The sequence below is a fragment of the Cryobacterium sandaracinum genome (assembly GCF_004403415.1).
GTDB lineage: Bacteria > Actinomycetota > Actinomycetes > Actinomycetales > Microbacteriaceae > Cryobacterium > Cryobacterium sandaracinum.
Genome location: NZ_SOGO01000011.1, coordinates 1 through 23198 on the forward strand (window position 1 = coordinate 1; position 23198 = coordinate 23198).

The 23198-nt window shown below is 69.0% G+C and carries 20 protein-coding genes; 6 read left to right on the top strand and 14 right to left on the bottom strand.

Annotation, left to right across the window (positions count from 1 at the left end):
• Nucleotides 1-554: 554 nt before the first annotated feature.
• The 3 genes from E3T25_RS03410 to E3T25_RS03420 form a co-directional block, all read right to left on the bottom strand.
• Nucleotides 555-2048: an amino acid permease gene (locus E3T25_RS03410; RefSeq protein ID WP_134372189.1), complete on the bottom strand. Its 1494-nt coding sequence runs from the start codon at nucleotides 2046-2048 to the stop codon at nucleotides 555-557.
• Nucleotides 2049-2189: 141 nt separating this feature from the next.
• Nucleotides 2190-3695 carry a phosphohexomutase domain-containing protein gene (locus tag E3T25_RS03415; protein ID WP_134372191.1) on the bottom strand — a complete coding sequence of 502 codons (1506 nt, stop codon included), beginning with the start codon at nucleotides 3693-3695 and terminating at the stop codon, nucleotides 2190-2192.
• A complete protein-coding gene (locus tag E3T25_RS03420; protein ID WP_134372193.1) occupies nucleotides 3692-3958 on the bottom strand; it encodes a DUF3499 family protein in 267 nt (88 codons plus the stop codon). The genes E3T25_RS03415 and E3T25_RS03420 overlap by 4 nt, the downstream gene beginning before the upstream one ends.
• 43 nt (nucleotides 3959-4001) lie before the next feature.
• On the opposite strand from E3T25_RS03420, the gene E3T25_RS03425 reads away from it, so the two are divergent.
• Nucleotides 4002-4454 carry a metallopeptidase family protein gene (locus tag E3T25_RS03425; protein ID WP_104099184.1) on the top strand — a complete coding sequence of 151 codons (453 nt, stop codon included), beginning with the start codon at nucleotides 4002-4004 and terminating at the stop codon, nucleotides 4452-4454.
• 199 nt (nucleotides 4455-4653) lie between these two features.
• The gene (locus tag E3T25_RS03430) at nucleotides 4654-5343 is read left to right on the top strand and encodes a hypothetical protein (protein ID WP_104099185.1); all 690 of its coding nucleotides are present in this window, start codon (nucleotides 4654-4656) and stop codon (nucleotides 5341-5343) included.
• Nucleotides 5344-6015: 672 nt separating this feature from the next.
• Here the strand turns inward: E3T25_RS03430 and E3T25_RS03435 are convergent.
• Nucleotides 6016-7485, bottom strand: a complete 1470-nt coding sequence (locus E3T25_RS03435; RefSeq protein ID WP_166785934.1) for a glycosyltransferase family 87 protein — start codon at nucleotides 7483-7485, stop codon at nucleotides 6016-6018.
• A 111-nt stretch (nucleotides 7486-7596) separates the two neighbouring features.
• Here E3T25_RS03435 and E3T25_RS03440 point away from each other — a divergent pair, with 111 nt between their 5' ends.
• On the top strand, nucleotides 7597-8886 hold the full coding sequence (locus tag E3T25_RS03440; protein ID WP_134372197.1) for a molybdopterin-dependent oxidoreductase: 1290 nt from the start codon (nucleotides 7597-7599) through the stop codon (nucleotides 8884-8886).
• An 11-nt stretch (nucleotides 8887-8897) separates the two neighbouring features.
• On the top strand, nucleotides 8898-9398 hold the full coding sequence (locus tag E3T25_RS03445) for a hypothetical protein (protein ID WP_241980589.1): 501 nt from the start codon (nucleotides 8898-8900) through the stop codon (nucleotides 9396-9398).
• Here E3T25_RS03445 and E3T25_RS03450 read toward each other — a convergent pair.
• From E3T25_RS03450 to E3T25_RS03460, 3 genes are read right to left on the bottom strand one after another with little or no spacing between them, the layout of a single operon-like run.
• Nucleotides 9347-10039 carry a class I SAM-dependent methyltransferase gene (locus E3T25_RS03450; protein WP_134372199.1) on the bottom strand — a complete coding sequence of 231 codons (693 nt, stop codon included), beginning with the start codon at nucleotides 10037-10039 and terminating at the stop codon, nucleotides 9347-9349. The genes E3T25_RS03445 and E3T25_RS03450 overlap by 52 nt on opposite strands.
• The gene (locus tag E3T25_RS03455; protein ID WP_134372201.1) at nucleotides 10036-10677 is read right to left on the bottom strand and encodes a TIGR04282 family arsenosugar biosynthesis glycosyltransferase; all 642 of its coding nucleotides are present in this window, start codon (nucleotides 10675-10677) and stop codon (nucleotides 10036-10038) included. Before E3T25_RS03455 ends, E3T25_RS03450 begins: the two co-directional genes overlap by 4 nt.
• Complete coding sequence (locus E3T25_RS03460; RefSeq protein ID WP_104099192.1) at nucleotides 10674-11342, bottom strand: glycosyltransferase family 2 protein; 669 nt, start codon at nucleotides 11340-11342, stop codon at nucleotides 10674-10676. The genes E3T25_RS03455 and E3T25_RS03460 overlap by 4 nt, the downstream gene beginning before the upstream one ends.
• 120 nt (nucleotides 11343-11462) lie before the next feature.
• On the opposite strand from E3T25_RS03460, the gene E3T25_RS03465 reads away from it, so the two are divergent.
• A complete protein-coding gene (locus E3T25_RS03465) occupies nucleotides 11463-12215 on the top strand; it encodes a response regulator transcription factor (RefSeq protein WP_241980590.1) in 753 nt (250 codons plus the stop codon).
• On the top strand, nucleotides 12212-13378 hold the full coding sequence (locus tag E3T25_RS03470; RefSeq protein ID WP_134372203.1) for a sensor histidine kinase: 1167 nt from the start codon (nucleotides 12212-12214) through the stop codon (nucleotides 13376-13378). The genes E3T25_RS03465 and E3T25_RS03470 overlap by 4 nt, the downstream gene beginning before the upstream one ends.
• A 113-nt stretch (nucleotides 13379-13491) precedes the next feature.
• On the opposite strand, the gene E3T25_RS03475 is transcribed toward E3T25_RS03470, so the two are convergent.
• The 7 genes from E3T25_RS03475 to E3T25_RS03505 all read right to left on the bottom strand — a co-directional run bounded on the left by E3T25_RS03475 (nucleotide 13492) and on the right by E3T25_RS03505 (nucleotide 22957).
• Nucleotides 13492-14556 carry an NAD-dependent epimerase/dehydratase family protein gene (locus E3T25_RS03475; protein ID WP_104100296.1) on the bottom strand — a complete coding sequence of 355 codons (1065 nt, stop codon included), beginning with the start codon at nucleotides 14554-14556 and terminating at the stop codon, nucleotides 13492-13494.
• Nucleotides 14553-15503, bottom strand: a complete 951-nt coding sequence (locus tag E3T25_RS03480) for an MTAP family purine nucleoside phosphorylase (protein ID WP_134342639.1) — start codon at nucleotides 15501-15503, stop codon at nucleotides 14553-14555. Before E3T25_RS03480 ends, E3T25_RS03475 begins: the two co-directional genes overlap by 4 nt.
• Before the next feature lie 25 nt (nucleotides 15504-15528).
• Nucleotides 15529-16986 (bottom strand): DUF5719 family protein, encoded by a 1458-nt coding sequence (locus tag E3T25_RS03485; protein WP_134342640.1) that lies wholly within the window; start codon nucleotides 16984-16986, stop codon nucleotides 15529-15531.
• Complete coding sequence (locus E3T25_RS03490) at nucleotides 16976-20089, bottom strand: glycosyltransferase (protein ID WP_134372205.1); 3114 nt, start codon at nucleotides 20087-20089, stop codon at nucleotides 16976-16978. Before E3T25_RS03490 ends, E3T25_RS03485 begins: the two co-directional genes overlap by 11 nt.
• A gap of 144 nt (nucleotides 20090-20233) precedes the next feature.
• Nucleotides 20234-20554: a WhiB family transcriptional regulator gene (locus E3T25_RS03495; RefSeq protein ID WP_134372312.1), complete on the bottom strand. Its 321-nt coding sequence runs from the start codon at nucleotides 20552-20554 to the stop codon at nucleotides 20234-20236.
• Nucleotides 20555-20712: 158 nt separating this feature from the next.
• Nucleotides 20713-21687 carry a UDP-glucose 4-epimerase GalE gene (gene galE, locus E3T25_RS03500; protein ID WP_134372207.1) on the bottom strand — a complete coding sequence of 325 codons (975 nt, stop codon included), beginning with the start codon at nucleotides 21685-21687 and terminating at the stop codon, nucleotides 20713-20715.
• Between the two features lie 313 nt (nucleotides 21688-22000).
• Entirely contained in the window at nucleotides 22001-22957 is a 957-nt protein-coding gene (locus tag E3T25_RS03505) for a hypothetical protein (protein ID WP_134372209.1), read from the bottom strand.
• Nucleotides 22958-23198: the final 241 nt, after the last annotated feature.

Consider the following 23198-nt stretch of genomic DNA (forward strand, 5'->3'; position numbering starts at 1 on the left):
AATCTGCAAGTTTGAAACTGACAGAACAAATCATTACTGACTTGCTTTGTTGTTTAAATGTTTTCCAAAGGAATCTCTTCCGCGGTACCCCCTAGAAAGGAGCCCTACGACCGAGGTTTTTGGCATTTGACATTGTGCACGCTGTTGAGTTCTCAAGGATCGGACGCACTCGACTTCAAACCCACCAAGGGCTGTCGCTTCGAGGCAACTTGTATAACTTAGCTGCCCGGCCACACCCTGTCAAATCACGGAAAGCAGCCGATTCCAAGTGCGCCAAAGCGACTCGAACAACCACCCACCAGACCAAACACGCAGCCGGAGAGAGTTACCATCTTAGGCCTCCCCCACACCCACCTGAAACAGGAACAAGCATGAGACGAAGCGAAAAACTGTGGTTCCACATGAGGCCGGGAAGCTCTGCGGCTTTCCGCACCTGTGGGGTACGTTTGAATACATTACGGCCGACACACCGGACCGTCAAAACCAGCAACCGCCCGGGCGTGTCACGCCCCAACGGGGCGGAAACACGGCTTCCGTGCAGCCGGGACGGCACCCTATTTCAGCACAGCGGCAGTGCCGCTCGGGGCAAGAGTCTCGGCCTCGTCGTTCTTCACTTCGGCGGAAACCGAGGCATCCGCAACGGGGTGGGCGGCGCTCCTGTCCCCGCGGTACTTCCACAGGCCGATGCCGACCACGACGCCCGCGAGCAGGAGGGACATCAGGAGTTCCATGCGGGTGCGTTCGAGAATGGCCATGCCCGCGAGCAGTGCAACGATGGCGCCGATGGCCAGCCAGGTCAGGTAGGGGAAGGCCCACATCTTCAGGCTCAGGCGACTGGCGGCATCCGTGCCCATGCGCCGTCGCAGGATCAGCTGCGACACGGCGATGACGAGCCAGACGAGAAGCGCGATCGCGCCAGAGGTGTTGACGAGGAGAAGGAAGACCGTGTCGGGCGCGATGTAGTTCAGACCCACCGTGATGAACCCGACGACGGTGGAAGACAAGACGGCGGCGCGCGGCACGCCGCGGACGGAGATTTTCGACCACGCCGGGGGTGCGTCCCCGCGTTCCGACAGGGAGAAAAGCATGCGGCTCGCGGTGTAGAGACCTGAGTTCAGGCAGGAGAGCACGCTGGTAAGCACGATGATGTCCATGATCGTGCCGGCCCCGGGGATTCCGTAGAGCTCGATCACAGCGACATAGGGACTCTTGGCCACGGAAGCGCTATTCCACGGAAGCAGCGTGACGACGACGGCGATGGATCCGATGTAGAAGACGAGGATGCGCCAGACGGTGGATTTGACAGCCTTCTTGACCGCGTCGACCGGGTTCTCGGACTCGCCGGCAGCGATCGTGGCGATTTCGGCGCCGAAGAACGAGAAAACGACCACGAGCACGCCGCCGAGGACGGCGCCGCTACCGCTGGGGAAGAACCCACCGTTGCCGGTGAGGTTGCTCAGGCCGGGGGCCGCGACCCCGGGCATCAACCCGAGGATGGCCACGACGCCGAGCAGCAGGAAGACGGCGATGGCCGCCACCTTGATCGACGCGAACCAGAACTCGAATTCACCGAACATTTTCACGGAGGCGACATTGGTGCCCGTGAGGAGCACCATCAGTAGGAGTGCCCAGACCCACTGGTCGACCTCCGGCACCCAGCGGTGCACGATGGCGGCGCCGGCCGTGGCCTCGATGCCGAGGACGATGATCCAGAACCAGGCGTACAACCAGCCGATGCTCAGCCCCGCCCAGCGGCCGAGGGCTTTGTCGGCGTAGGTAGAGAACGAACCGGTTTCTGGATGCGCTGCCGCCATTTCGCCCAGCATCCGCATGACCAGGATAACGAGCAGTCCCGCGGCCGAGTAGGCCACGAGGATGCCCGGCCCGGCCTGCTGGATGGCAGCTCCGGACCCGACGAAAAGGCCGGCTCCGATCACGCCGGCGATCGCGATCATCGAGAGGTGTCGCGGTTTCAGGGACTTGGACAGCTGCTGGCCTCCCCCGCCCTTTTTTGCGGCAGTGCGGTCTGTGTCTGTCTCGTTGGCCATGTCACTCCAGTTTCAGTGGGATGCTGCCACCCCGACTGTGGGGCCGACTGCTATCCATTGGTGCTTCGTGAGTCAGCGTATGACCGGCGATTACCGGCGCCGAAATCAACCCGCGGGTGGAAACGTGCTTGTAACGTGCGATTAATCGGCGGGCATGAGTGCGAGGACTTCGTCGCGGATGCGCACCATCACCTCAGGGGTCCCGGCCTCCACGGTGAGTCGCAGCTCGGGCCGCACCTGCTTCTGTTGCTGCTGCGGCGCTCGCTCCGGCTCGGTGCGCGATGGGCGCACGTTAAACCACCAGAACGGTTCGTCGACGCTCGTGAGGCCGATGACCGTAAGGCCGTCGATCTCCTCGAAGTCGGCGGAACCCGTGTAGGCGTCGACGACGCGCGCGTAGACCCCGGGCAGGTCGTCGACGGCCATGCTGATCTCGCCGGAATGGGCGTAGGGCATGGCATCCGCCGCCAGCGCCGACAACGGGCGGGGCTGGAATCCGAGCTCCGCCAGAACGTGCAGGGCCGCGAGCAGACCGCTGTCGGCGCACCAGAACTGCGGGAAGTAGTAGTCGCCGGAATACCCGAACCCGAACACTGCCCCGGTGGCCCGCAACTCGGCCCGCATCAAGGATCCGCCGACCGAGGTGGGGACCGCGGCCGCGCCGGCCGCCTCGATCGTCTCCGCCACGAAGCGGGAGACGTTGAGGTCGTGCAGAACCGCCACATCCCGGCCAGGGTCCATAATCCGCGCGCTCGCGATGGCGCGCCGGGCGAGCACGGCGCCGATCGCGGACGAGGGCACGACGCACCCGGTCTCGTCGACCACCACGCAGCGGCCGCCGTCGGCGTCGAAGCCGAGCCCGAGGTCGGCCTCGTGCTGGATCACGGCATTCCGCAGATCGGTGAGGGTGGCCGGGTCGGCAGGGTCGATGGTGTGCGGCGGGAGGTCCGGGCCCTGATCGAAGAAGAGCGGGACGATGGTGAGGGCTGCTGGGCGCGGTGTTTCGGCGGGGTCCGCCGCCGCGGAGGCGCCGCCGGCCGGGTCTCCGGCAGCTTTGCGGACATCGTCGCCGAAAACGTAGGGCACCGTGACGGCGGCGGCGCCGCGGCCGGCGTCGACCACGACGGTGAGCGGGCGGATGCCGGTGAGCCCGACGAGCGCGCGCAGCCCGGCCGCGTAGTCGGGCAGCAGGTCGAACTCGCGGCGGCGGCCGGGTGTCGCCACCGGGGCCGGCCCGGCGGCCAGATAGCCGACGGCGCGGTCACGGATGGCGCCGAGACCGTAGTCGTGCCCGATCTCTTGGGCACCCGCCCGAAGCATGGTGAGCGAGGAGGCGGTGATCCGGGCGGCCGGGGCGTTTTGGGCTCCCGAGCCGAATTGAATTTCGTCGGTGGAGCACACGCCGAGGTCGACGACGGTGGCCCCTCGGGCTTCCGCACCCCGGGTGAAGGCGGCCACGAGCTCGCCCGCCTCGCCCCGGTCGTGACCGAGGAGTACCTCGCGGCTCTGCGCACCGACTTCGTCGACGAAGGCAGCGGCAAGGGCAGCCACCAACTGCGCGGTCAACGGTGCGGCAGTCGTGCCGCACACCTCGCCCGGGCCGACGACGGCGCCCAGGCAGGCGGCGGCATCCGTCTGGTCCGTCATTCCGCGGATCCCGACTCGGCGTCCGGCCCGGCGGCCGGCCCGGCGGCCGGCTGTGCGTCCGGCCCGTCGGTGCGGAGGCGCACCAGCTGCCAGCCCTGCGGGGCTGCGGTCAGCCGGGCGTGCCGGGCGCAGAGGTCGAAGGTGTGCGGCTCGCGCTGCACGGCAAGCGGACCGAGGACGGCCATCGCGTCGGCATAGTCGAAAGTGAGAGTCGCGGCGGATTCCTCCGAGCAGGCGACACGGGAGCAGGGCCGGAATGACATTGGCTACAGGATACCCGTCAACGGGTCGAACTAGGATGAGGGCATGTCTCGAGTTCGCCGTTCCGCCGTGTCGACGCCGGCCCCCGTTCAGCGCGGGCGAGGTCGGGACCGGCACGGCCGGGGCATCCGCAGCTCGGCGACCGGGCCTTATTTGCCGCCTCTGCAGACGCGCATCGACAACTTCGATATGACCGTGGCGTCAACCGTTGACTACCTCCGCTCGGTCTGGCCGGAGCAGCTGGGTGATGTGAGGTTCGTGGTTGCGGCCGGTCCTTCCTCGGTGCTGCCGGCCATCGGAGTGGAGCGCTGGGCCGTGAACGCCGCGGAGCGTCGCGTGGTCTTCTACCGTTTGCCGATCCAGCGCCTGACGCGGCTGCATCGGAACGACGACCTGCACCGGCGGATGGTGATCGAGAGCTGCGTGTTCCGCGCGATCGCCGAGCTGCTCGGCAAGGACCCGTGGGACCTGGCGCCGGATCGGTTCCGGCACTTCTAAGGTTCCGCTCGCGTCTTTTGCTGGCGGCGGCCGGGGTGCGCTCGGTCGCTTTTTTGTGCCCGGATCCCCGTAGTTACGGAGCTTGTGGCCGAAGTTTGCCCCAATTTGAACTAATTCCAAACCGTTTGACGGAGGGGACCGAACCTCATTCAGCACCAAGAACCGCTGAATCCCAACCACAGACCCTAAGGATTTTCTCATGCGCTCATTCACCAAGACCACGCTCAGCCTCGCCACCGCGGGCCTCCTCATCGCCGGCCTCTCCGCCTGCTCGACCACAGCCGATGCGACCGCCCCGGCCGAGAATTCCTCCTCCTCTTCCTCCCCTTCCTCCGAGGGAGCAACCCCCAAGGCCCTCGCTTCGATCCCCGCATTGTCGGGCGTCGACACGTCCGTTCTCCTCGACGCCGACTTCGCTGCGGCGCTGACCAGCCTCGGCCTCACCCCCGGCACCGTGGGCACCGCCACCCTGACCGACGGCAGCCTGCACTTCCCGATCACCGGTGGAAACGTGGACTACTACGACCCCGAAGAGGACTACCGGCCCTTCGTCCAGGGCTCCATCGAGCACGAGGGCTCCGGCTTCTCACTGACCGCCGGCGAGACCACGGTCGAATTGACCAACTTCACGATCGACCCGGGCACCAGCAAGCTGTTCGGTGACGTGAGCGTGAACGGAGAGTCAGCCGCCACCCAGGTCCTCCTCTTCAACCTCTACGGCGGGACCCTGAAGCCGCTCCAGATGGACGGCGATAACGCCATCCTCGAGGGCACCACCGTGCACATCTCGGCTGAGGCCGCCGGCCTGCTCAACGACACGTTCATGACGGATGCTGTCGCTGACCAGCTCCTGGTCGGCATCGCGAAGATCACGGTCGCCACCAAGTAACACCGCTTATCAGGAAGGGCCCGCTGCGCAGATGCGCAGCGGGCCCTTCCTTGTGTTGCTCGCGGTGGTCGAGACGCTGACCCGGCGGCCCGGCGGCCCGGCGGCCCGGTTCTGCCGCCCGGTTCTGCCGCCCGGTTCTGCCGCCCGCCCGGGGCATCCGGGGCGGCCGCGGTCGCAAACTGCGGGGATTTTCGCAACACGCCGCACACCCAGGCGCCACAACCGGCATTTCGCGAAAATCTCCGCGCTTACGTCACACAGCGGATGCGAGGTGAGGGCCGTGTGACCGATGCCAGCGGCGGACAGTTCAACGGATTGCGCCGTGGCCCCTCTTCTCCTTCACAATATGGGCGTCATCGGGTTATCCACAGAGCGATGACTGGTGCCGATCTGGGGCATGGAATGTCAGTGGGTACCCGTAGCGTCTCCCTCATGAAGCCCACTTACAGCGAGAAGTTCGAGTCCCGGGGCGACACTTCGAGGCGATTCAGGCGACGCAGGCGGAGTCCGCCCGAGTCGACGCCCGATTCGCCGCGCAGGTCAATGGAGCCCGCCGGTATTCCGAGATCACGGCCCGGACCGCGACTCGGGGGAGCTCCGTGCACCTGCCCGACGGGACGCTGAAGAAGACGTCACCGACCGGGCGCATCCTCCTCAGCGAACCAGCCACGATCATCCGCCCGGCGGGGCATCCGGCGGAGAAGGAGGAGAAGGTGGAAGAGTAGAAGGTGAAGAAGGCGCGGCAGCCGGATTCGGACGTGCCGGCGCCGTTCTGATCGGGCGGAACAGGCGTAGTGCCACCTCGGGGTGGGCGCGGTGGATCGACATGACGACGATGACGACGATAGCCGTGGCGATGGCCACCCGGGTAAGCGGAATCGACGGGACCAGCAAGCGGAGGGTGAGGGCCATCGGCACCAGAAGCCACTCCCAGCGGCCGCTGAGGGCGATGAACGGCAGCAGCAGCAGGGCATACCAGGAGTACCGCGGGCTCAGAATGAGCAGCGCACTGCCGATCATGACAAGTTGGCCCAGCCAGGGCTGGTCGGGGTCCGTCTTCCAGATCACGAGCACGGCGATGACGAAAAGCAGCACACCGGCAACGATGACGGCCGAGCCGCCCGGGGCGACCAGCGAGAGCAGGGCGAAGCGGGTGCCGTCCTCGTACCCTTCCTCGGAGAGGTAGCCGGGCAGATAGCCGAGCACCCCGATACCGGTGGTCAGCACATACGGCACGTACAGCAGCAGGAAGGTGGCCACGGCGGCCACGGCGACCTTCCACCCCTGGCGCCGCAGCATGGCAGGGGCCGCGAGCGCGGGAATCAGCTTGGTCGCGATCGCCGCGCCGAGCGCGATCCCACCGCTCCAATAGCGCCGGCCGGTGACCAGGAACACCGCGCTCAACGTGAAGACGACGCCGAGCATGTCGATGTGGGAATTCGTGACCGCTTCCGTGGCCACGAGCGGACACCAGGCCCAAAGCGCGGCGAACCGCTGGTCGATGCCGCGGCGGCGCATCCCGACCAGCAGCATCACCGTGGTGCCGACGCTGAGCAGGAGGCCCGTCAGTTGCAGGGGCCAGTACTCCGCATTCGGCCCGGTGACCGCCCGGACGCCGGCGAAGAAGATCTCGGCGGCCGGCGGATAGATCGTGGGCACTCCGGTGCGGTTCAGTGCCGAACAGAGAATCTCGTCGGACTCGCTTTTCAGCGCCGTCTGGATGCGTTCGCCGACGCACACGAGATCGCCGGCCGCGGTCAGCTCCGGAGCCGGAAACAACCAGTCGGGGCGCAGGGCGTCGAGCCGATCGTCGGCCGGCGTGTAGGCATACGGCGAAATGCCCGCGGTGGCGACGATGCCGTCCCAGGCGTAGCGCGCAGAGTCCGTGCTCGTGTTCGGCGGACCGACCATGGCCGCGGCCCCGATCCCGACCGAACCCGCCAGGATCAGCACGACCACGGCCCGGCCCCGCACCCCGCGCAGCAGGACCACGGCGAGCGCGAAAAGCAGCCACAGCCCGCTGGTGCAGATGACCAGAGGCACCGTGTCGCGTCCCGGCTTGAACAGGTCATACGCGAGCACGCTGAAGGCCGTCAGGGCCGCACTGGCGGCAAGGAGGAGGGAGACAACGGCGATACGCACCCTTCCATACTGACGGAACCCGGGCATTCGGGCCCAACCGTCCCGGTGCGCGTCACCGGACCGTAAGGATTGCACCGCCTCTCCGGGCACCCCGGATGATGCAATGGAACCATGAGACGAATGATGTACGAGGCCCAGCGCGCGCTGGCCTCCCCGGTGCGCAACCCCCGGCTGGCGGTCGTGATCGGCCGGCTGCTCGGCGCCGCGTTCATCGTCTGCTTCGGCACCGGCCTGTACAGCCATTTCCTGCAGGAGCCGCTGCCGTGGATGCGGTTCCCGACCCGGCCCGCGTCGCTCTACCAGATCACCCAGGGCACGCACATCGTGGCCGGCATCGCGTGCTTCCCGCTGCTGCTGGCCAAGCTCTACATCGTCTTCCCCGACCTGTTCCAGTCGCCGCCGGTGAAATCGTTCCTACACCTGCTCGAACGAGCGTCGATCGCCCTCTTCGTGGGCGCATCCCTGGTGCAGATCACCATCGGCCTGATCAACACCTACCAGTGGTACCCGTGGCCCTTTCCCTTCCGCGAGGTGCACTACGCCCTTGGCTGGGTGTTGGTGGGACTGCTGGTACTGCACATCGGCATCAAGCTGCCGATCATCACACGGTTCTGGAACGGGCGCGCCGCTGCCGAGCACGAGGCAACGGATGCCGCGAGCGACGTTGAGTCACCGGCCGACGTCGAGGCGGTGCGGCTCTGGGGCAGCGGACGTCCGTCCGGTGTGACGGGCCGGTTGATCGCCTGGATCGACGCCACGCCCTCGTTCGTGAGCGAGACGAAGACCGTGAGCGAGACGACGACCGTGAGTCGCCGGGGCTTCCTCACCACCGTCGGAATCGCCTGCGCCGCCGTGGTGGGGCTGACCGCCGGCCAGACCTTTGCGCCTCTGGACGCGGTGAACGTGTTCGGTCCGCGCAAGAAGGGCGTCGGCCCGCAGGGCCTCCCGGTGAACCGCACGGCCGAAGAGGCGAAGGTCACCGCGTCTGCCGTCGCCGCCGGCTGGGTGCTCACCCTCGCTGCCGGTGGCGTGGAGCGCAGCTTCAGCCGCACCGAGCTCGAGGCCCTGCCGCAGACCGAGGTGGAACTGCCGATCGCCTGCGTCGAGGGCTGGAGCCAACTGGCGCTCTGGCGCGGGGTTCGCCTGTCGGAACTGGCCGACCTGGTCGGCGCCGACACCGGCGCATCCTTTCGCCTGATCAGTCTCGAAGAGCGCGGCAGCTTCAAGAAGACCGAGATGGGACCGGAATACGTGCGGGACCCGCTGACTCTGGTGGCGCTCGAGCTGAACGGCGAGACGCTCGACCTGCAGCACGGTTACCCGGCGCGCATGATCGCCCCGGGACGGCCCGGAGTGCTGCAAACCAAATGGCTGAGCCGGATCGAGGCGATCACCGCATGAACACCGCAGGTATGACAGCAGCAAGCACGACCACCGCGCTCCCCCACGCCGGCGAACGACGGATGCGCGCAGCCCGCACCACGCTGATCCTGCTCGGCACGTCCGGGCTCCTCTTCGGCCTCTACGTTCTGGTCGACACAGTTCGGATCACCCGACTGCCCGGGGTGGCGCTCTGGATCGGCGCGGCGATCGTGTTGCACGACGCCGTGCTGGCGCCCCTGGTCTTCTTCTGCGGCCTCCTGCTGCGCCGCGCGGGGCGCCGCGTCACGGGCACGATCGTGCTGGTCGTGCAGGCCGCCATCGTGGTCGGCTCGATCATGACGCTGATCGTGGTGCCCGCGATCGTCGCCCGGTCTCTCACCTCGAACAATCCGAGCATCCTTCCGCTCGACTACGGTCGGAACCTCGCTCTGTTCTGGGTGGCCGTCGCCCTGGTCGCGACGGTCTGGTCGGTCGTGCTCTACGCTCGCAGCAGGCGCGCGAACCAGCGGCCGTCCAGCCGCCAGTCCTGAGTCACGACCAGACCGGTCGCTCCGGCACGGTCGCGGAGGCCGTCAATGCCGATTTCCGCCCAGGGGAACACGGCGCTGCGGCTCCCGGTTGAATCCTCGATGGTGCCGAGGTAGCTGTCGTCCCGGGCCGGGTCGTGGCTGAGTTCGACCAAGAGAACGCCGTCCGGCGCCAGCAGGTCGGCGCAGCGCGTGAGCAGAACGGATGCGTCGCCGCCGATTCCGATGTTGCCGTCGATGAGCAGCGCGGCCGCCCAGCCACCCTCCAGCGGCAGAGGGTCGAAGACGCTGCCCTGCAACACGTCGAGGCCGGCGTCTGCGGCCATGCGCACGGCGGTCGCCGACACGTCGAGGCCGAGCGCGGTCAGCCCCAGCCCCATGGCGGCCCGCACCATGCGGCCGGGGCCGCAGCCGATGTCGAGCACCGGGCCGGTGATCCCGTCGAGCAGGCAGAGGTCGGTGTCGTCGGCGTCGGCGCTCCACCGGCCGGCATCGATGGTGGCGTGCTCGCCGGAGGATATCCGGCGCAGGTAGAGCACGTTGTCGGCGTTCCGCAGCGCGGCGGCGTAGGGCTCCGCGCCGCCGGCACCGAAGGTGGTCGGTTCGGCCCACTCCCCCTCGAGTTGTGCGGCCAGCAGCGTCATCGGAAATTGTCCGTCGGGATCGGCGGCATCATGGCGGCCAGGGCCGCGGCGAATCTGCCGGTGGGCGCGATCCCCGCCACCCGGTGGGCGTCTTCGATGGTGTCCACATCGGTGAGGGTAGGCAGCAGGTTCACGCGCAACCCGGCATCCGTCAGCCGTTTCAGCTGCACAGCGCCAGTATCGTCCCGGGACATCGGCACGCCGCGGATCAGGTCGCCGGTCGGGTCGTTCAGGGCGAGCGCCCAGAAGCCGCCGTCGTTCGCGAAGCCGAACCAGGCATCCACGTCATCGGTCCAGTCGGTGAAGACGGGTTCAAGCAGGGCGGAGGTGACCTGCGGGGTGTCCATGCCGACCAGCAGCATGGGACCCTCGCAGGCGTCGAACACGGCCGCGAGCCGCAGGTCGAGGGTGCCCTCCACCTGTGGCAGGATCTCGTAGCCGGCGGCTGCGTTCGGCGCAATCACACCCTCGAAGGCCAGGATGCGGCGGGTCGCGGGCAGGGCGGCGACCGCGGCGAGAGTGTCGTCGAGGCTGGCCGCCGCCAGATCGGCGGCCTGTTCGAGGCTCAGCGGCGGGTGCAGCCGGGTCTTCACCCGACCGGGAAGGCATTCCTTGGCGATCACGACGATGGTCGTCATCGGCGCGTCTCCCGGAGGAGGGCGGACATGTCATTGACCGCGGTCAGGGTGCCGCGCACGGTTCCGGTCACCTTGCTGCGGCCGACCCTGGGCGAATACGTCGTGTCAACCTCGAGGATGCGCCAGTTCGCCGACGCCGCCTTCAAGAACATCTCCAGCGGATACCCGCTGCGGCGGTCCTGGAGATTGAGGTCCAGCACGGATTCGCGGAGCGCGGCGCGCATGGGGCCGAGGTCATGGATGTTCACCCCTGTTATTCGGCGCAGACGCCAGGACAGACTGGAATTGGCGAGGCGCGCGTGCAGCGGCCAGGATTTGGCGGTCGCGGGCCGGCGGCGGCCGAGCACCAGGTCGGCGGATCCGGCCCGCACGGGATCGACCAGGAGCGGCAGTTCGGCCGGGTCCATCGACGCGTCGGCGTCGCAGAAGGCAACAATCGGCGCGGTGGCCGCCAGGAGGCCCGCGTGGGCGGCGGCGCCGAAGCCGCGGCGCGCCTCGTGCACGACCTGGGCGCCGGCCATGGCGGCGATCTCAGCCGATCCGTCGGTCGAGCCGTTGTCGACGACGATGGCCCGATACCCCTCCGGGAGTCGCGACAGCACCCAGGGCAGGGCGTCGGCTTCGTTCAGGCATGGCAGCACGAGGTCCACCTGGAACACAGTCATGGGTCGACACTACGGGGGCCGGCTCCGCCGAAACGGCCAAAGAGATTACGGAGTGAGGAAGAAACGGTGTCGCCTGCTCCGGCCCGGCACACCCGGTGCCCGCCGCTCTATCCTGATTTCGTGCCTCCTTCCCTGCCCCCGGGCGATTTGCGCCCGCTACCGCCTCTCGAGCGCCGCATCCTCGTCGTCGACGACGACCCGACGGTGTCCGAGATCGTCTGCCGGTATCTGCGGGCGTCCGGGTTCGTGGTCGACGAGGCGGCAGACGGCTTGGACGGGCTCGCGAAAGCCGAACAGCTGCGGCCAGACCTGGTCGTGCTCGACCGGATGCTGCCACTCTTGGACGGAATCGAGGTGTGCCGGCGCATCCGCGGGGACTGGGAGATCCCGGTGATCATGTTGACCGCCCTCAACCAGGAGGAGGACCGCATCGACGGCCTCGAGGCCGGCGCCGACGACTACCTGACCAAACCGTTCTCCCCGCGCGAACTCGTGCTGCGGGTGCAGTCGGTGCTGCGCCGGAGCACCGCGCCCGCCGTGCCGGCCGGGCTGGTCTCGGCCGGCGACTTCGCCCTGGACGCGCAGGCGCACGAGGTGCGGCTGCGCGGCGAGCCGCTGGTGCTCACCGCGCGGGAATTCGACCTGCTGGCCCACCTGATCGGGCGTCCGCACACCGTGCTCAGCCGGGAGGACCTGCTTCGTTCGGTCTGGGGCTGGGAGTTCGGCGACCTGTCCACGGTGACGGTGCACGTGCGCCGGCTGCGGGAGAAGATCGAGGCTGACCCGGCGCAGCCCCGGCTGCTGAACACGGTCTGGGGGGTCGGCTACCGGTTCGACCCGGTTCCGCTGGCTCCCACGGGGCGGCAGTCATGACACCGGATGTGCTCCTCACGGTCTCCCTGTTCACGCTGGCCTGCGCGGTGGTCGTCGGCGGCGCCGGCCTGCTCACCCTGCGCCTGCTTTCCCGCACCTCCCTCGTACTGCAGCTGATGGTGATCGCCCTTGCCACGGTGGTGTCGGTCGTCGGCGGGATGGCGGCGGTCGCCTCGCAGACATACGTCTCCCGGCACGACCTCACGGTCTTCTACTCCGTGGCCAGTGTCGCCGGACTGGTGTCGCTGGCCATGGCCGCGGTGCTCAGCCGTCAGCTCGCCCAGGACAGCCGCTCCCTGCGCTCGGCCGCGGCCAGCATCGAGCGCGGCGAACGGGTCGCGGCGACCGACCGGCACGGCAACATCGAGTTCACGGCGCTGGCCGGGGAGCTGGCCGCGACCGGGGAACACCTCGCCGAATCCCGCGTCCGCGAGAATCAGATCGAGGAGTCACGGCACGAGCTGATCGCCTGGATCTCTCATGACCTGCGCACGCCGCTCGCGGGCATCCGTGCCATGGCCGAAGCCCTCGAGGACGGCATGGTCGAGGACCCGGAACGGTACTACACGCAGATGCGCGGGCAGGTGGACCGGCTCACGGGCATGGTCGACGACCTGTTCGAGCTGTCGAAAATCCACTCCGGCACCCTGCGCCTGAGGCTGCAGCCGGTCTCGCTCTACGACCTGATCAGCGACACCGTCGCCGGACTCTGGCCGATCGCCCAGGCCAAGTCGCTCGACCTGCGATTCGCCGGAGAGAAGGGGCTGACCATCCTCGCGGACCCGCGCGAACTGTCCCGGGTGGTCGGCAACCTCGTCATGAACGCCATCCAGCATTCGCCGGCCGGCAGCTCGATCGTGGTCTCGGTCACGGCCAGCACCGGATCGGGTGCCGGTGCCACCGACCACGCCGTGATCTCGGTAACGGATGCCGCTGGCGGCATCCCCGAGCAGGACCTCAGCCGGGTCTTCGAAGCCGGCTGGCGGGCGAGCGGTCCGCGCACCCCGGTGGCCGAACCGTTGGGCACCGGCGGCGCTGGCCTCGGCCTGGCCATCGTGCAGGGGATCGTGCGGGCGCACCACGGCGAAGTGCGGGTGCGGAACGTGCCCGGCGGGTGCCGGTTCGAGGTGCTGTTGCCGCGGCATCCGATCGCTACGCGCTGATCCGCGCCGGACGCCCCGAGCGAATTCGACGGAGATTTTGACTGAATCGGCGCCAGAAGCGCCGAAAAAGCCGGTTCACACGAAAATCTCCGTCGAATTGGTTCATACCGGGGCTACCGGGTGACTGCGGCGCGCAGGGGTGCGTTCGCGAAAGCGCGCATGCCCTCCTCGAATGAAATGCTGGGTGCCCAGTCCAGTTCGCGGCGGAGTCGCCCCGAGGAGGCAGTGATGTGGCGCACATCGCCGAGCCGGAATTGCCCAGTGACGACGGGGGTCGGTCCGTCGGTGGCCACGCTGAGGGCCGCGGCCATCTCGCCGATGGTGTGCACGACGCCGCTGCCCACGTTGAAGGGGCGGAAAGTGGACGGCTCGATGCCGGCGGTCCAGTCGAGCGCGGCGAGGTTGGCCGAGGCGACGTCGGCGACGTGCACGAAGTCGCGACGCTGGCCGCCGTCTTCGTAGACCCGTGGGGCCTCGCCGCGTTCCAGCGCCGAGCGGAACAACGACGCGACACCCGCGTAGGGCGTGTTCTGCGGCATCCCCGGCCCGTAGACGTTGTGGTAACGGAGCGCCGCGGCCCGGCCTCCGGTGGCGCGGGCCCATGCCGACGCGAGGTATTCCTGTCCCAGCTTGGTGCTCGCGTAGACGTTGCGCGGGTCGAGCGGGTCGTCCTCGGAGATGAGCAGTGGCTCGAGGGCCTCACCGGTGGCCTCATCGACGGGGTCGAACACGCCTCGCAGCAGATCGGCCTCGCGGCGCGGTCCCGGACGCGTGAAACCCTCCGGGCCGCGATAGCTTCCCTCCCCGTAGACCACCATCGAGGAGGCCAGCACGAACCGGTTGATCCCGGCCTCGGTCATCGCCGCGAGCAGAACGGCCGTGCCGACCTCGTTGCTGTGCACATAGTCGGGGGCGTCGGCGAAGTCCACGCCGAGGCCGACCTTCGCGGCCTGGTGACAGACGGCATCCGTGTCGCGGAGAGCGAGCGCGACGACGGATGCGTCGGTCACGTCGCCGACGATCACGTCAACACCGTTCGGCAGCACCGGGAGTCCACCGTGCACGTCACTGCGGAGGGAATCGAGCACCCGTACCTGCCAGCCGCGGGCGAGCGCGTCCCGGACGATCGCGCCGCCGATGAAACCGGCCCCACCCGTGACGAGCAGGCGCCGGGTCACGCGTCGGCTCCGGCCGGCGCGGCAGGGGCAGGTGCAGGACGACGATCGAGCACGACGCCGACCTGCTCGGGGGCGATCAGCTCGCGAGGGGAGAAATTCTCGGGCAGGGCACGCAGGATGCCGTCGATCGCGGCCAGGATCCGCGGCTGGGCGGCCCGGAGACGCGTGAAGACCAGGCTGGCGGAAACGGTATCCGGGTCGGCCTCGACCTCGGCCTGAGGTGTGTCGGTCTGAGCGGTGTCGGTTTGAACGGTGGGCACCGGGGCCAGGCCTGCGTCGGCGTCGGTGACGAAGGAGAGATTGACCGTGCCCATGTTGAGTTCGGCGGCCAGGACGACCTCCGGGTACTGCGTCATGTTGACGGTGTGCGCGCCCGCGGCGCGGAACCAGAGCGATTCCGCCCGGGTGGAGAACCGCGGGCCCTGAATCACGACGCAGGTGCCGGTGGGTGCGAAGTTCTCCTCCAGCGTCGCGAGCGCGCCGATCGCGAGGCGGCGCAACTCCGGATCGAACGGGTCGGCCGCGGCCAGGTGCGCGACCGTGCCCTGGTCGTAGAAGGTGTCGGCACGGCCCGAGGTGCGGTCGATGAACTGGTCGGTCACCACCAGCATCCCCGGCGGGTATGCGGGGCTGACGCCGCCGACGGCCGACGAGGAGATGATGGCCTTCACGCCCAGCGACGCGAGCGCCCAGATGTTGGCCCGATAGTTGATCAGGTGCGGCGCCACCGAATGGTCGCCGCCGTGCCGGGCCAGGAAGGCGACCCGCCGGCCGGCCCGCAATCCGATGGAGATCGACGCCGAGGGAGGGCCATAGGGCGTGATGATGTCGACGGATGTCTCGGTGCCGGCGTCGAAGAGCCGGTACAGTCCGGACCCGCCGATGACGGCGACGCCCACGTCGGCGGTGCTGGTGGTGCTAGTGGTGGTGCTGGTGGTCTCGATCACGGGATCTCCAGAGGTTGGAAGACGGTTAGCGGGGGTAGACCCGGATCGGGGCCGCCAGCGGCCCGGCCTGGCTCAGCGGGAATGCCGCGAGCAGCCCGTCGCCCGCGTAGGCCACCGAAGCCACGGTCGAGGTGCCGCCGGACACGAGGTAGCGCTGCGACTGCTCCAACGGCATCGTGGCCGAGCCGCCGGCCGGCACCGCCACTGTGCTGGATGTGCCATTGTCGGGGGTGGCCGTGTAGGTGGCGTCGACGGTGCCCATGTTGACCAGGTTGAGTTGCGGGGACGGGCCGTCGGCGGCGGCCACCAGGAACTCGTCGGCGAGAGCGTCGGACGACGCGAACCAGGCGAAGTCGCGGCCTGCGGAACCCGCCGCGGAACTCTGCGCCGCGGCCACGATCGGCTCGCTGGCGGTCAGTTCCAGCGAGTAGGTACCGGGCACGAGCCCGGTCAGGGGCACCTCGGTGGCAACCCCCGGCTGGATGTCGACCTGGACCGAGGCCCCGGCCGCCTGGCCGGTCGCACCGGTCACACCGACCTGGACCGTCGCCGCCACCGTTCCGGGAACAAGCACCCGCACCGAGGTGACGTCGTCACTAAGACCGCCGACCTCGTCGGGGGCATCCGATCCGGCAGCGTTGGAGACGATCACGCCGGCGATCGCCAGGGCTTCGGCGGGGCCGTTTGAGGGACCGAGGAGGTCGACGCCGCCGGGTTCCAGCCCGCGCACGATGCTCTGCTGCAGCGTGGCCGCCACCTGGCCGCCCTTGGATTGCACGTGCAGCACGGGTGAGCGGAGGTTGGGGGCCAGTCCGGCGAGGGAAACGACCCGCTGGGTGCCCGGCTGCACGAGGATTCCGGTGGAGCCGGGGGCATCCACCTGACCGGTCTCGCCGAACACGGCCAGGTCGACGGTGGCCACGACCGTGGTGGGGTTGCTGAGCAGCACGAGGCTGGTGCGGCCGATGTCGGTGGAACCGCCGACGAGCCAGCTATCACCGGCCGCCTCCCCGCAGCCCGCGACGGCCAGGCCACCGAGCGATTCGCCGCCCGCGATCTGGGACTGGCTGCCCGTGACCAGCGGTGCCGCCCCCGACCCGGGCGGGGTCGGAACGCGCAGCAACTGCGGTGCGCCGAACGATTCGGGGTTCGCGTTGTCCGGGGCCGCGATGGCTGTAACCTCCGGTTCGATCCACCCCGGCTCGCCCGACGCCGCATGGGCGCCGAAAACGGCTGCAGCGCTTCCGACGGAACTGGCTGCCTGTGCCTGGCTGGAATCCTCGGCCAGCACGAGGAGCGGCCCCGGGCAAACTCGTTGCTGCTCGCTCGGAGTCGGCGACACGATGATGGACGACGGCCCCTTCTCAACCGTGGGCCAGGTGACGAGGGTTGCCGCGCCGACGGATGCGACGACGACGCCGAGACCGACCAATCCGGCCACCGCCCGCGCCCCGAGCAGGGCGATTCCGCGTTTACTGGGCATGGTCGTGCTCCTCCGAACGGGCGCCGATTTCCGTGTCAGGTCCGGAATCGGGTCCGGTACCGGAACCGACGTCCGGTGACGTTCCAGGGACGGCTTCAGCCGACGTGACCGGTGCGGCTGTGTCGAAGGCGCCCGCCGCCGCGGGCGTCACGGCGCGCTCGGTGGAGGGCCGGAAGCCGGGCGCGGGCTTCCTACGGGCCGCCGCCTTGGCGATACGTTTGTTCTCCCTGGCGCGGGCCTTCGCCGTGTTGCGGATGGCGTCCCGGCTGGCCTGACGCACCGCCTCCGGCCCCGCGCCGGTGGGGATCGACAGGAGCACGGTGGCCCCGACCACAAGCACGGCGATGACGAGGAACACCAGACCGAGAGTGCCGCCGGCGTTGGCCGGGATGGCGCCGTTGGCCGCGGTGGGAACCGGGGCATCCGTCACCTCGTACTGCCAGAGCCGGCCGAAGACCGTGTCTCCCACCGGCGCCAGGGCGGCGTTGCCGTCGAGGGCGGTCGTGGTGCGGCCGGCGGTCTCTTCTGCCGCGGGGGTGACCGGCGCCGTGTTTCCGGGACCGGCCGGTGCGACGGCGGCCGGTCGAAGCAGCACGAAACGGATGCCGAAGTCGGCCAGGCCGGCCGCGGCGTCGAGCCCGCTGCGCGAGGCGAGGTTTCCGGCCAAAGTGGCCAGCTCCTCCTCCCGCGGGCTGAGGGTCACGTCGGTGCTGCTGAGGGTGGACTGGGTGTTCAGGGTGGCGCCGGGACCGCGCACGATGGTCGCGAGGATGCCCCCGTCGGGTTGCGGCACGATCTGCAGGGTGCCGACCCGGGCATCCGTCTGCGCCTCGGCGCTGACGAACGCGGGCTGGGTGCGGTCGATGCCCTCGGCCACGACACTGGTGCCGAGGGGCAGGGCTGCGACCAGCGGCGCCACCACGATCACGAGCAGGGCGACCACGGTGACCGCCGGGGCGATGGCGAAGCGGCGCAGGCCGCGCAGGGCGAAGACGACCGCGCCGACCAGTCCGAGCCAGTACAGGCTGAGCCCGGCGCCGGCCCAGATGCCGACCGGCTGGCCGCCGACCGAGGAAAGGGAGAGCTGGCTGGCGGCGATGGCCGTGCCCGCACCGAGCAGGGCGGTCAGCAGCGCGAAGCTCGCGCCGCGGGCCCCAGGCAGGAAGAGGGCAAGGGCGCCGAGTACGGCCAGCGGGATCAGGAGCACCGGCACGAGCACGGACGCGTCGACACCGGGCAGCCCGAGCGTCTCGAGCAGCGGGGTCCACCCGCCGAGCTCACCGGACGGGAAGCCGAGCAACAGCTGCCACACCGAGACGTCGGGGGCGGGCAGAGGCAGGCCCGGGTCCGCCAGCAGGGCCAGCCAGTTGCCGCGCAGTCCCTGATTCCAGATCAGAGGTGCCGCGAGGGCGAGCGCCGCCAGAGGGATGCCGATGAACCGCATACCGCTGCGCCCACTGAGCAGCATGGCGATCAGCCAGACCACCAGGAGCGCGGGCGCGAGCGACGGCGCCGCAGCCACGATGGCGGCGAACAGCAGGGCCGCGGAGCCGGACGCCGACCACGAGCGGGCGGCCATGAACCCGGCGAAGAACAGCCACGGCAGCAGCAGGTGCACGAGGATCGCAGCCGGACGCCCGGCAGCGAGGGCGCTGAGGAAGGTGGGCGACAGCATCCAGAGCACGGCGGCGATGGCGCGAATGGACGCGCGCTCGGAGAGGCGGGTCGCGGCAAGCCAGGCGCCGAGGGCGGCCAGCGGCAGGGCAAGGAAGTGGAGCAGGACGAGCGAGAAGGACGGCGCCCAGAAGGTGAGCGAGCCCAGCACCGCCAGCACCGTGGCGAATGGGTCGGCGCCGCCGACAAAGCCCAGGCCGATGTCGCGCCAGCCGTAGCCGATGCTCCCCCAGAGTTCGGCGGGGGTGTCCGACAGTGGCAGCAGCCCGCCGCCGGTGAGGGTGCGGGCGCCGATCAGAGGGCCCAGGACGATGAGGCCGGCCACCAGGGCGGCCAACACGGTCCACGCGCCGCCACCGGAGATGAAGCGGATTTCGGGCACCTCGCCGTTCACGCTGGTGAGGCTGGCCTCACGGCGGAGCGCCTGGCGGCGGCGCACCTCGACGGTGGGCACGCGCAGCGAGGCGATCGACGCCCAGCCCAGGGTGCGGGTGGCACCGAAGCGGCGCCGGGCAGCACTCACCCGCAGACCGCTGAAAGCCGCGGCGAACGCGGCGGAGTACTCACCCAGAATCGCCCCGGGTTCCTTCTGCAGCAACTGCCCGAACGAGCGCAGCACCGCGAGGGGAACCAGGGCCAGCCAGTGCAGAGGGATCATCCAGCGCGGGGAGTAGACAAGCCGGCGATGCAGCTGCGCGGCGCGCATGGCACGGAGGCGCTTGCGGCGCGCGCGGCCGCGGGAGGAGCCGCTGGTGCCGGCAACGCCGTCTCCGGCTGAGGCCACCTGAGCCGCGGCGACGCCGGAGACGCGGTAACCGGCCATCCGCACGCGCACACAGAAATCGAGGGAGTCGTCCGCGGACGGCAGGGCCGGGTCGAAGCCGCCGAGCTGCTGCCAGACGAGGTGGCGCACCAGCATGCCGCCGGCGCTCACAGCGAGCACGTCGCCCATTCCATCGTGCTGGCCCTGGTCGAGTTCGCTCTCCACCAGGGTGACGGTCGCACCGCCGGGCGTCAGGGACTGCCCGAATTCGTGGATATAGTCGCCGGCGTCCCAGTCCATGACCTTGGGACCGGCCACGGCAACGGATGGCGCAATCTCCAGTTCGCCGAGCAGGGCCGTCAGGGCGTCGGGTTCCGGCGCACTGTCCTGGGCGAGGAGCCACAGCATTTCGCTATCGGACTCGGCGGGCGCGATGACCCTCTCGGCCGTGACGATGGCCTCGCCGAAGCTGAGTCCGGCATCCGCTGAGATGAAGTGAGTCGGTGCGTAGGCAGCCAGAAGCGCGGCCGTAGTGTCGGTCGATCCGCAGTCGACCGTGATCACGACGTCGGGTTGACGTGTCTGGCGACTCAGCGCCTCGAGAGTGCGGTCGAGGTGCTTGGCGCCGTTACGGGCAACGAGGATGGCGGTGACTCTGGCATGCATATGGAGAACAGCCTAGATTGGTTCGGGCCCGATGAGGAGCAATGGGAGGGGCGAGCCTGAAAAACACTGCTTCGCCTCCGGTGCCGCAGCCGGCGTCGGGTCCGGATACGCATGCCGTGGGTCGTTTTACGGCCCGTCTGAGGCCTAGCTGGCCCGCTTGCGCAGTTTGCGCCGTTCCCGCTCGGACAGGCCGCCCCAGATTCCGAACCGCTCGTCGTTGGCGAGCGCGTATTGCAGGCACTGGGTTTTCACCTCGCACGAGGAGCAGATCTTCTTGGCATCGCGGGTCGACCCTCCCTTTTCGGGGAAGAACGCCTCCGGATCGGTCTGCGCGCAGAGCGAGTCCGATTGCCACGACAGAAGATCGCCGTCGCCCACTTCCTTACGGACCCCGGGAACACCCAGACGAACCGGGTCAATGAACCAGTCCTCCGGTATCCCGGCACGAGACTCTGATAGCGCCATATCGTCATCCACCCCACTGCAAAATGTGCCCAAAATTACGCGTCAGCCCTAATTACAGCCGTGTAATTCCTTGCCGTCAAGTCGCTGATACTAAACCGTCAATATTTGTTGGAGGGTTTCGACTCGCCCAAGAGCGAAAATCGGTGCGATTTGATTGGTCACAACGCTGAGACGGATGCCGCCTGCCGCGATTCCCAGGCGCTTTGCACCATCTCCTCCAGGCTGTGGCGCATGGCCCAGTCCAGATCGCGGGCCGCGAGTTCGCCGGAGGCGACGATCCGGTCGGGGTCGCCCGCGCGGCGCGGACCGATCACGGGCGCGAAGTCGATGCCGGTGACGGCCGCCACAGTGGACATGATCTGCCCCACCGACACTCCGTCGCCGCTGCCGAGGTTGTAGACGGGCAGCACCGGCTCGCCGGCGTCCAGGTGCCGGGCCGCGGCCACGTGCGAGAGGGCCAGGTCTGCCACGTGGATGTAGTCCCGCACGCACGTTCCGTCGGCGGTGGCGTAGTCGTCGCCGTTGATGCTCGGGATGCGGCCCTCCATCAGCGCGTTGAAGACGAGGGGGAAGAGGTTGTGCGGGCTGGTGTCGCGCAGGTCGAGCGCTCCGGACCCGACCACGTTGAAGTAGCGCAGCGCCGTGTAGCGCAGTCCGGCGGCGACGGCCTGGTCGCGCAGCAACCATTCGCCGATCAGTTTGGACTCACCGTAGGGAGATTCGGGGTTCTTCGGGGTTTCCTCGGTGACCAGGTCGGTGTGCGGGGTGCCGTAGACGGCCGCGCTCGAGGAGAACACCATCCGTTTGACCTCGCACTCCTGCATGACCGCCAGCAGGGTGGCCATGGCCGTGACGTTCTGCTCGTAGGTGTGCAGCGGGCGCTGCACCGAGACCCCGGCGTACTTGTAGCCCGCGACGTGCACGACGCCGGTCACGGTGTGCTCGGCGAAGGTGCGCATCAGCAGCTCGCGGTCGAGGAGGGTGCCGCGCACAAACGGCACGTCGGCAGGCACGAATTCAGCGTGCCCGCTGGAGAGGTCGTCGATGACGACCACCTCGATGCCCTCTTTCAGGAAAGCACGAACGATGTGGGAACCGATGTATCCGGCACCTCCGGTGACAAGCCACGCCATCTGAACCTCGCAAGATCTGACGGCAATCAAGCACTGCCGCTCTGCAAGCCTAGCCTCGGTGGCGGGGCTGTAGCTGGTCGATCAGCGCGGCAGGTCGTCGGGGCGGGTCGCCCGGACGCCCGGCGCAGCCTGCCGCTGCCCGGCGCGAGTTCCCGGAGGGTGGCGGACGCGGGGGCGGGCAGGGTCGGGCAACGGATGGGGCCGTGATCGCGACGCGCGCGGGTGCGCCAGGCGGCTCGACCGCGAGCTGATCGGGTGCTCGCCGCGGCGCAGGGGCGACACCTGATGCGGGGGCCGGGAACCGACCCGGGCCCTAGCCGAGACGGTGGCGCGCCCGCAGCATCCGCTCGTGGAACGGCGGAAACGCTGCCGACGGCTCGCGCTGGTAGTCGTACTCCAGCGCCGTGACCATCGCCCGCACACACAACCCCCACTGTTTGCGAAGGAGCGCGTAGCTGAACCTCAGGGTGCGCCCGTTCTGGCTTGCAACCAGCAGATCGCGTTCCCGGTCGACCTCGAAGGCGATCGGATCGTCATGCCAGTCCTTCCCATCGATCTCGACGAAGGTCGACGGCCCGATCTGGCCATCGAGATGCCCGACCCCGCTGACGAACGGTTGCGGAACGAAGGGGATGCCCGCGGCCAGGGCCTTGAGTCGGAATTCCGTTTCCCCACCCGCGGCGGCGCGTCCGTCGACCTCGTCGCGCCAGGACTGAACCCGCAGCGGCGCGCGGGCGAAGATCCAGCCCAGGTCGTCGCGGATAATCCCGACGCCGTTTTCCTGGGCGCTGTGCAACGCGGCATCCAGACACACGATTGCGGTGACCCGGTCGTGGTTGTGCAGAATGCGCACCGGGGCCTCGTGCACGCTGGTACGCCACACGCAGTCGCCCCGTCCGTCGATCGCGTCGTCGCTCCACGTCACGCGACACCGCACACCGTCGAGCACATCCAGCCGTGCGCGCATGTCCGTCGGGCGCCGCAACCCGCGCGCGGCGCTGGGGACGCTGACGTGGAGCCTGCCGGTGGTCGGGGTCCAGATCCCGTAGGACTTCAGGCAGCTCAATCCGGCCAGCCGGCCTCCGATCCGGAACGCCTCGACGGCCGACGGCGGCGCCGACGGAACCGAATACCAGCCCTTGCGCACCCGCACGACCGTTCCCCGGTTGACCTCGCCGCGGAGGTGCCCATCGCTCCAGCCTCGGGCGCGGAGTGCGGCGCGTTTGACGAAGAGTCCGTGGTCAAGGATGTCCCTGGTGGGTGAGCGCATGGCCCGCAGCCTCGCAGCGGAGTCGAACCCGCGCCGCGGCATCCGTCACCTTGGGGATAACACGACGCCCCCACCGGGTGGGGGGGCACCGTTTCCCGCCCGGACGCTACCGATCAGACCGCCCCAGCACCCCCGCGCTGCTGCGCGGAAGGGCGACCGCGAACGAATTCGACGGAGATTTTGCTCCGAACAGCGCACAAACCGGCAAATAGCGGGTTCGAGCGCAAAATCTCCGTCGAAT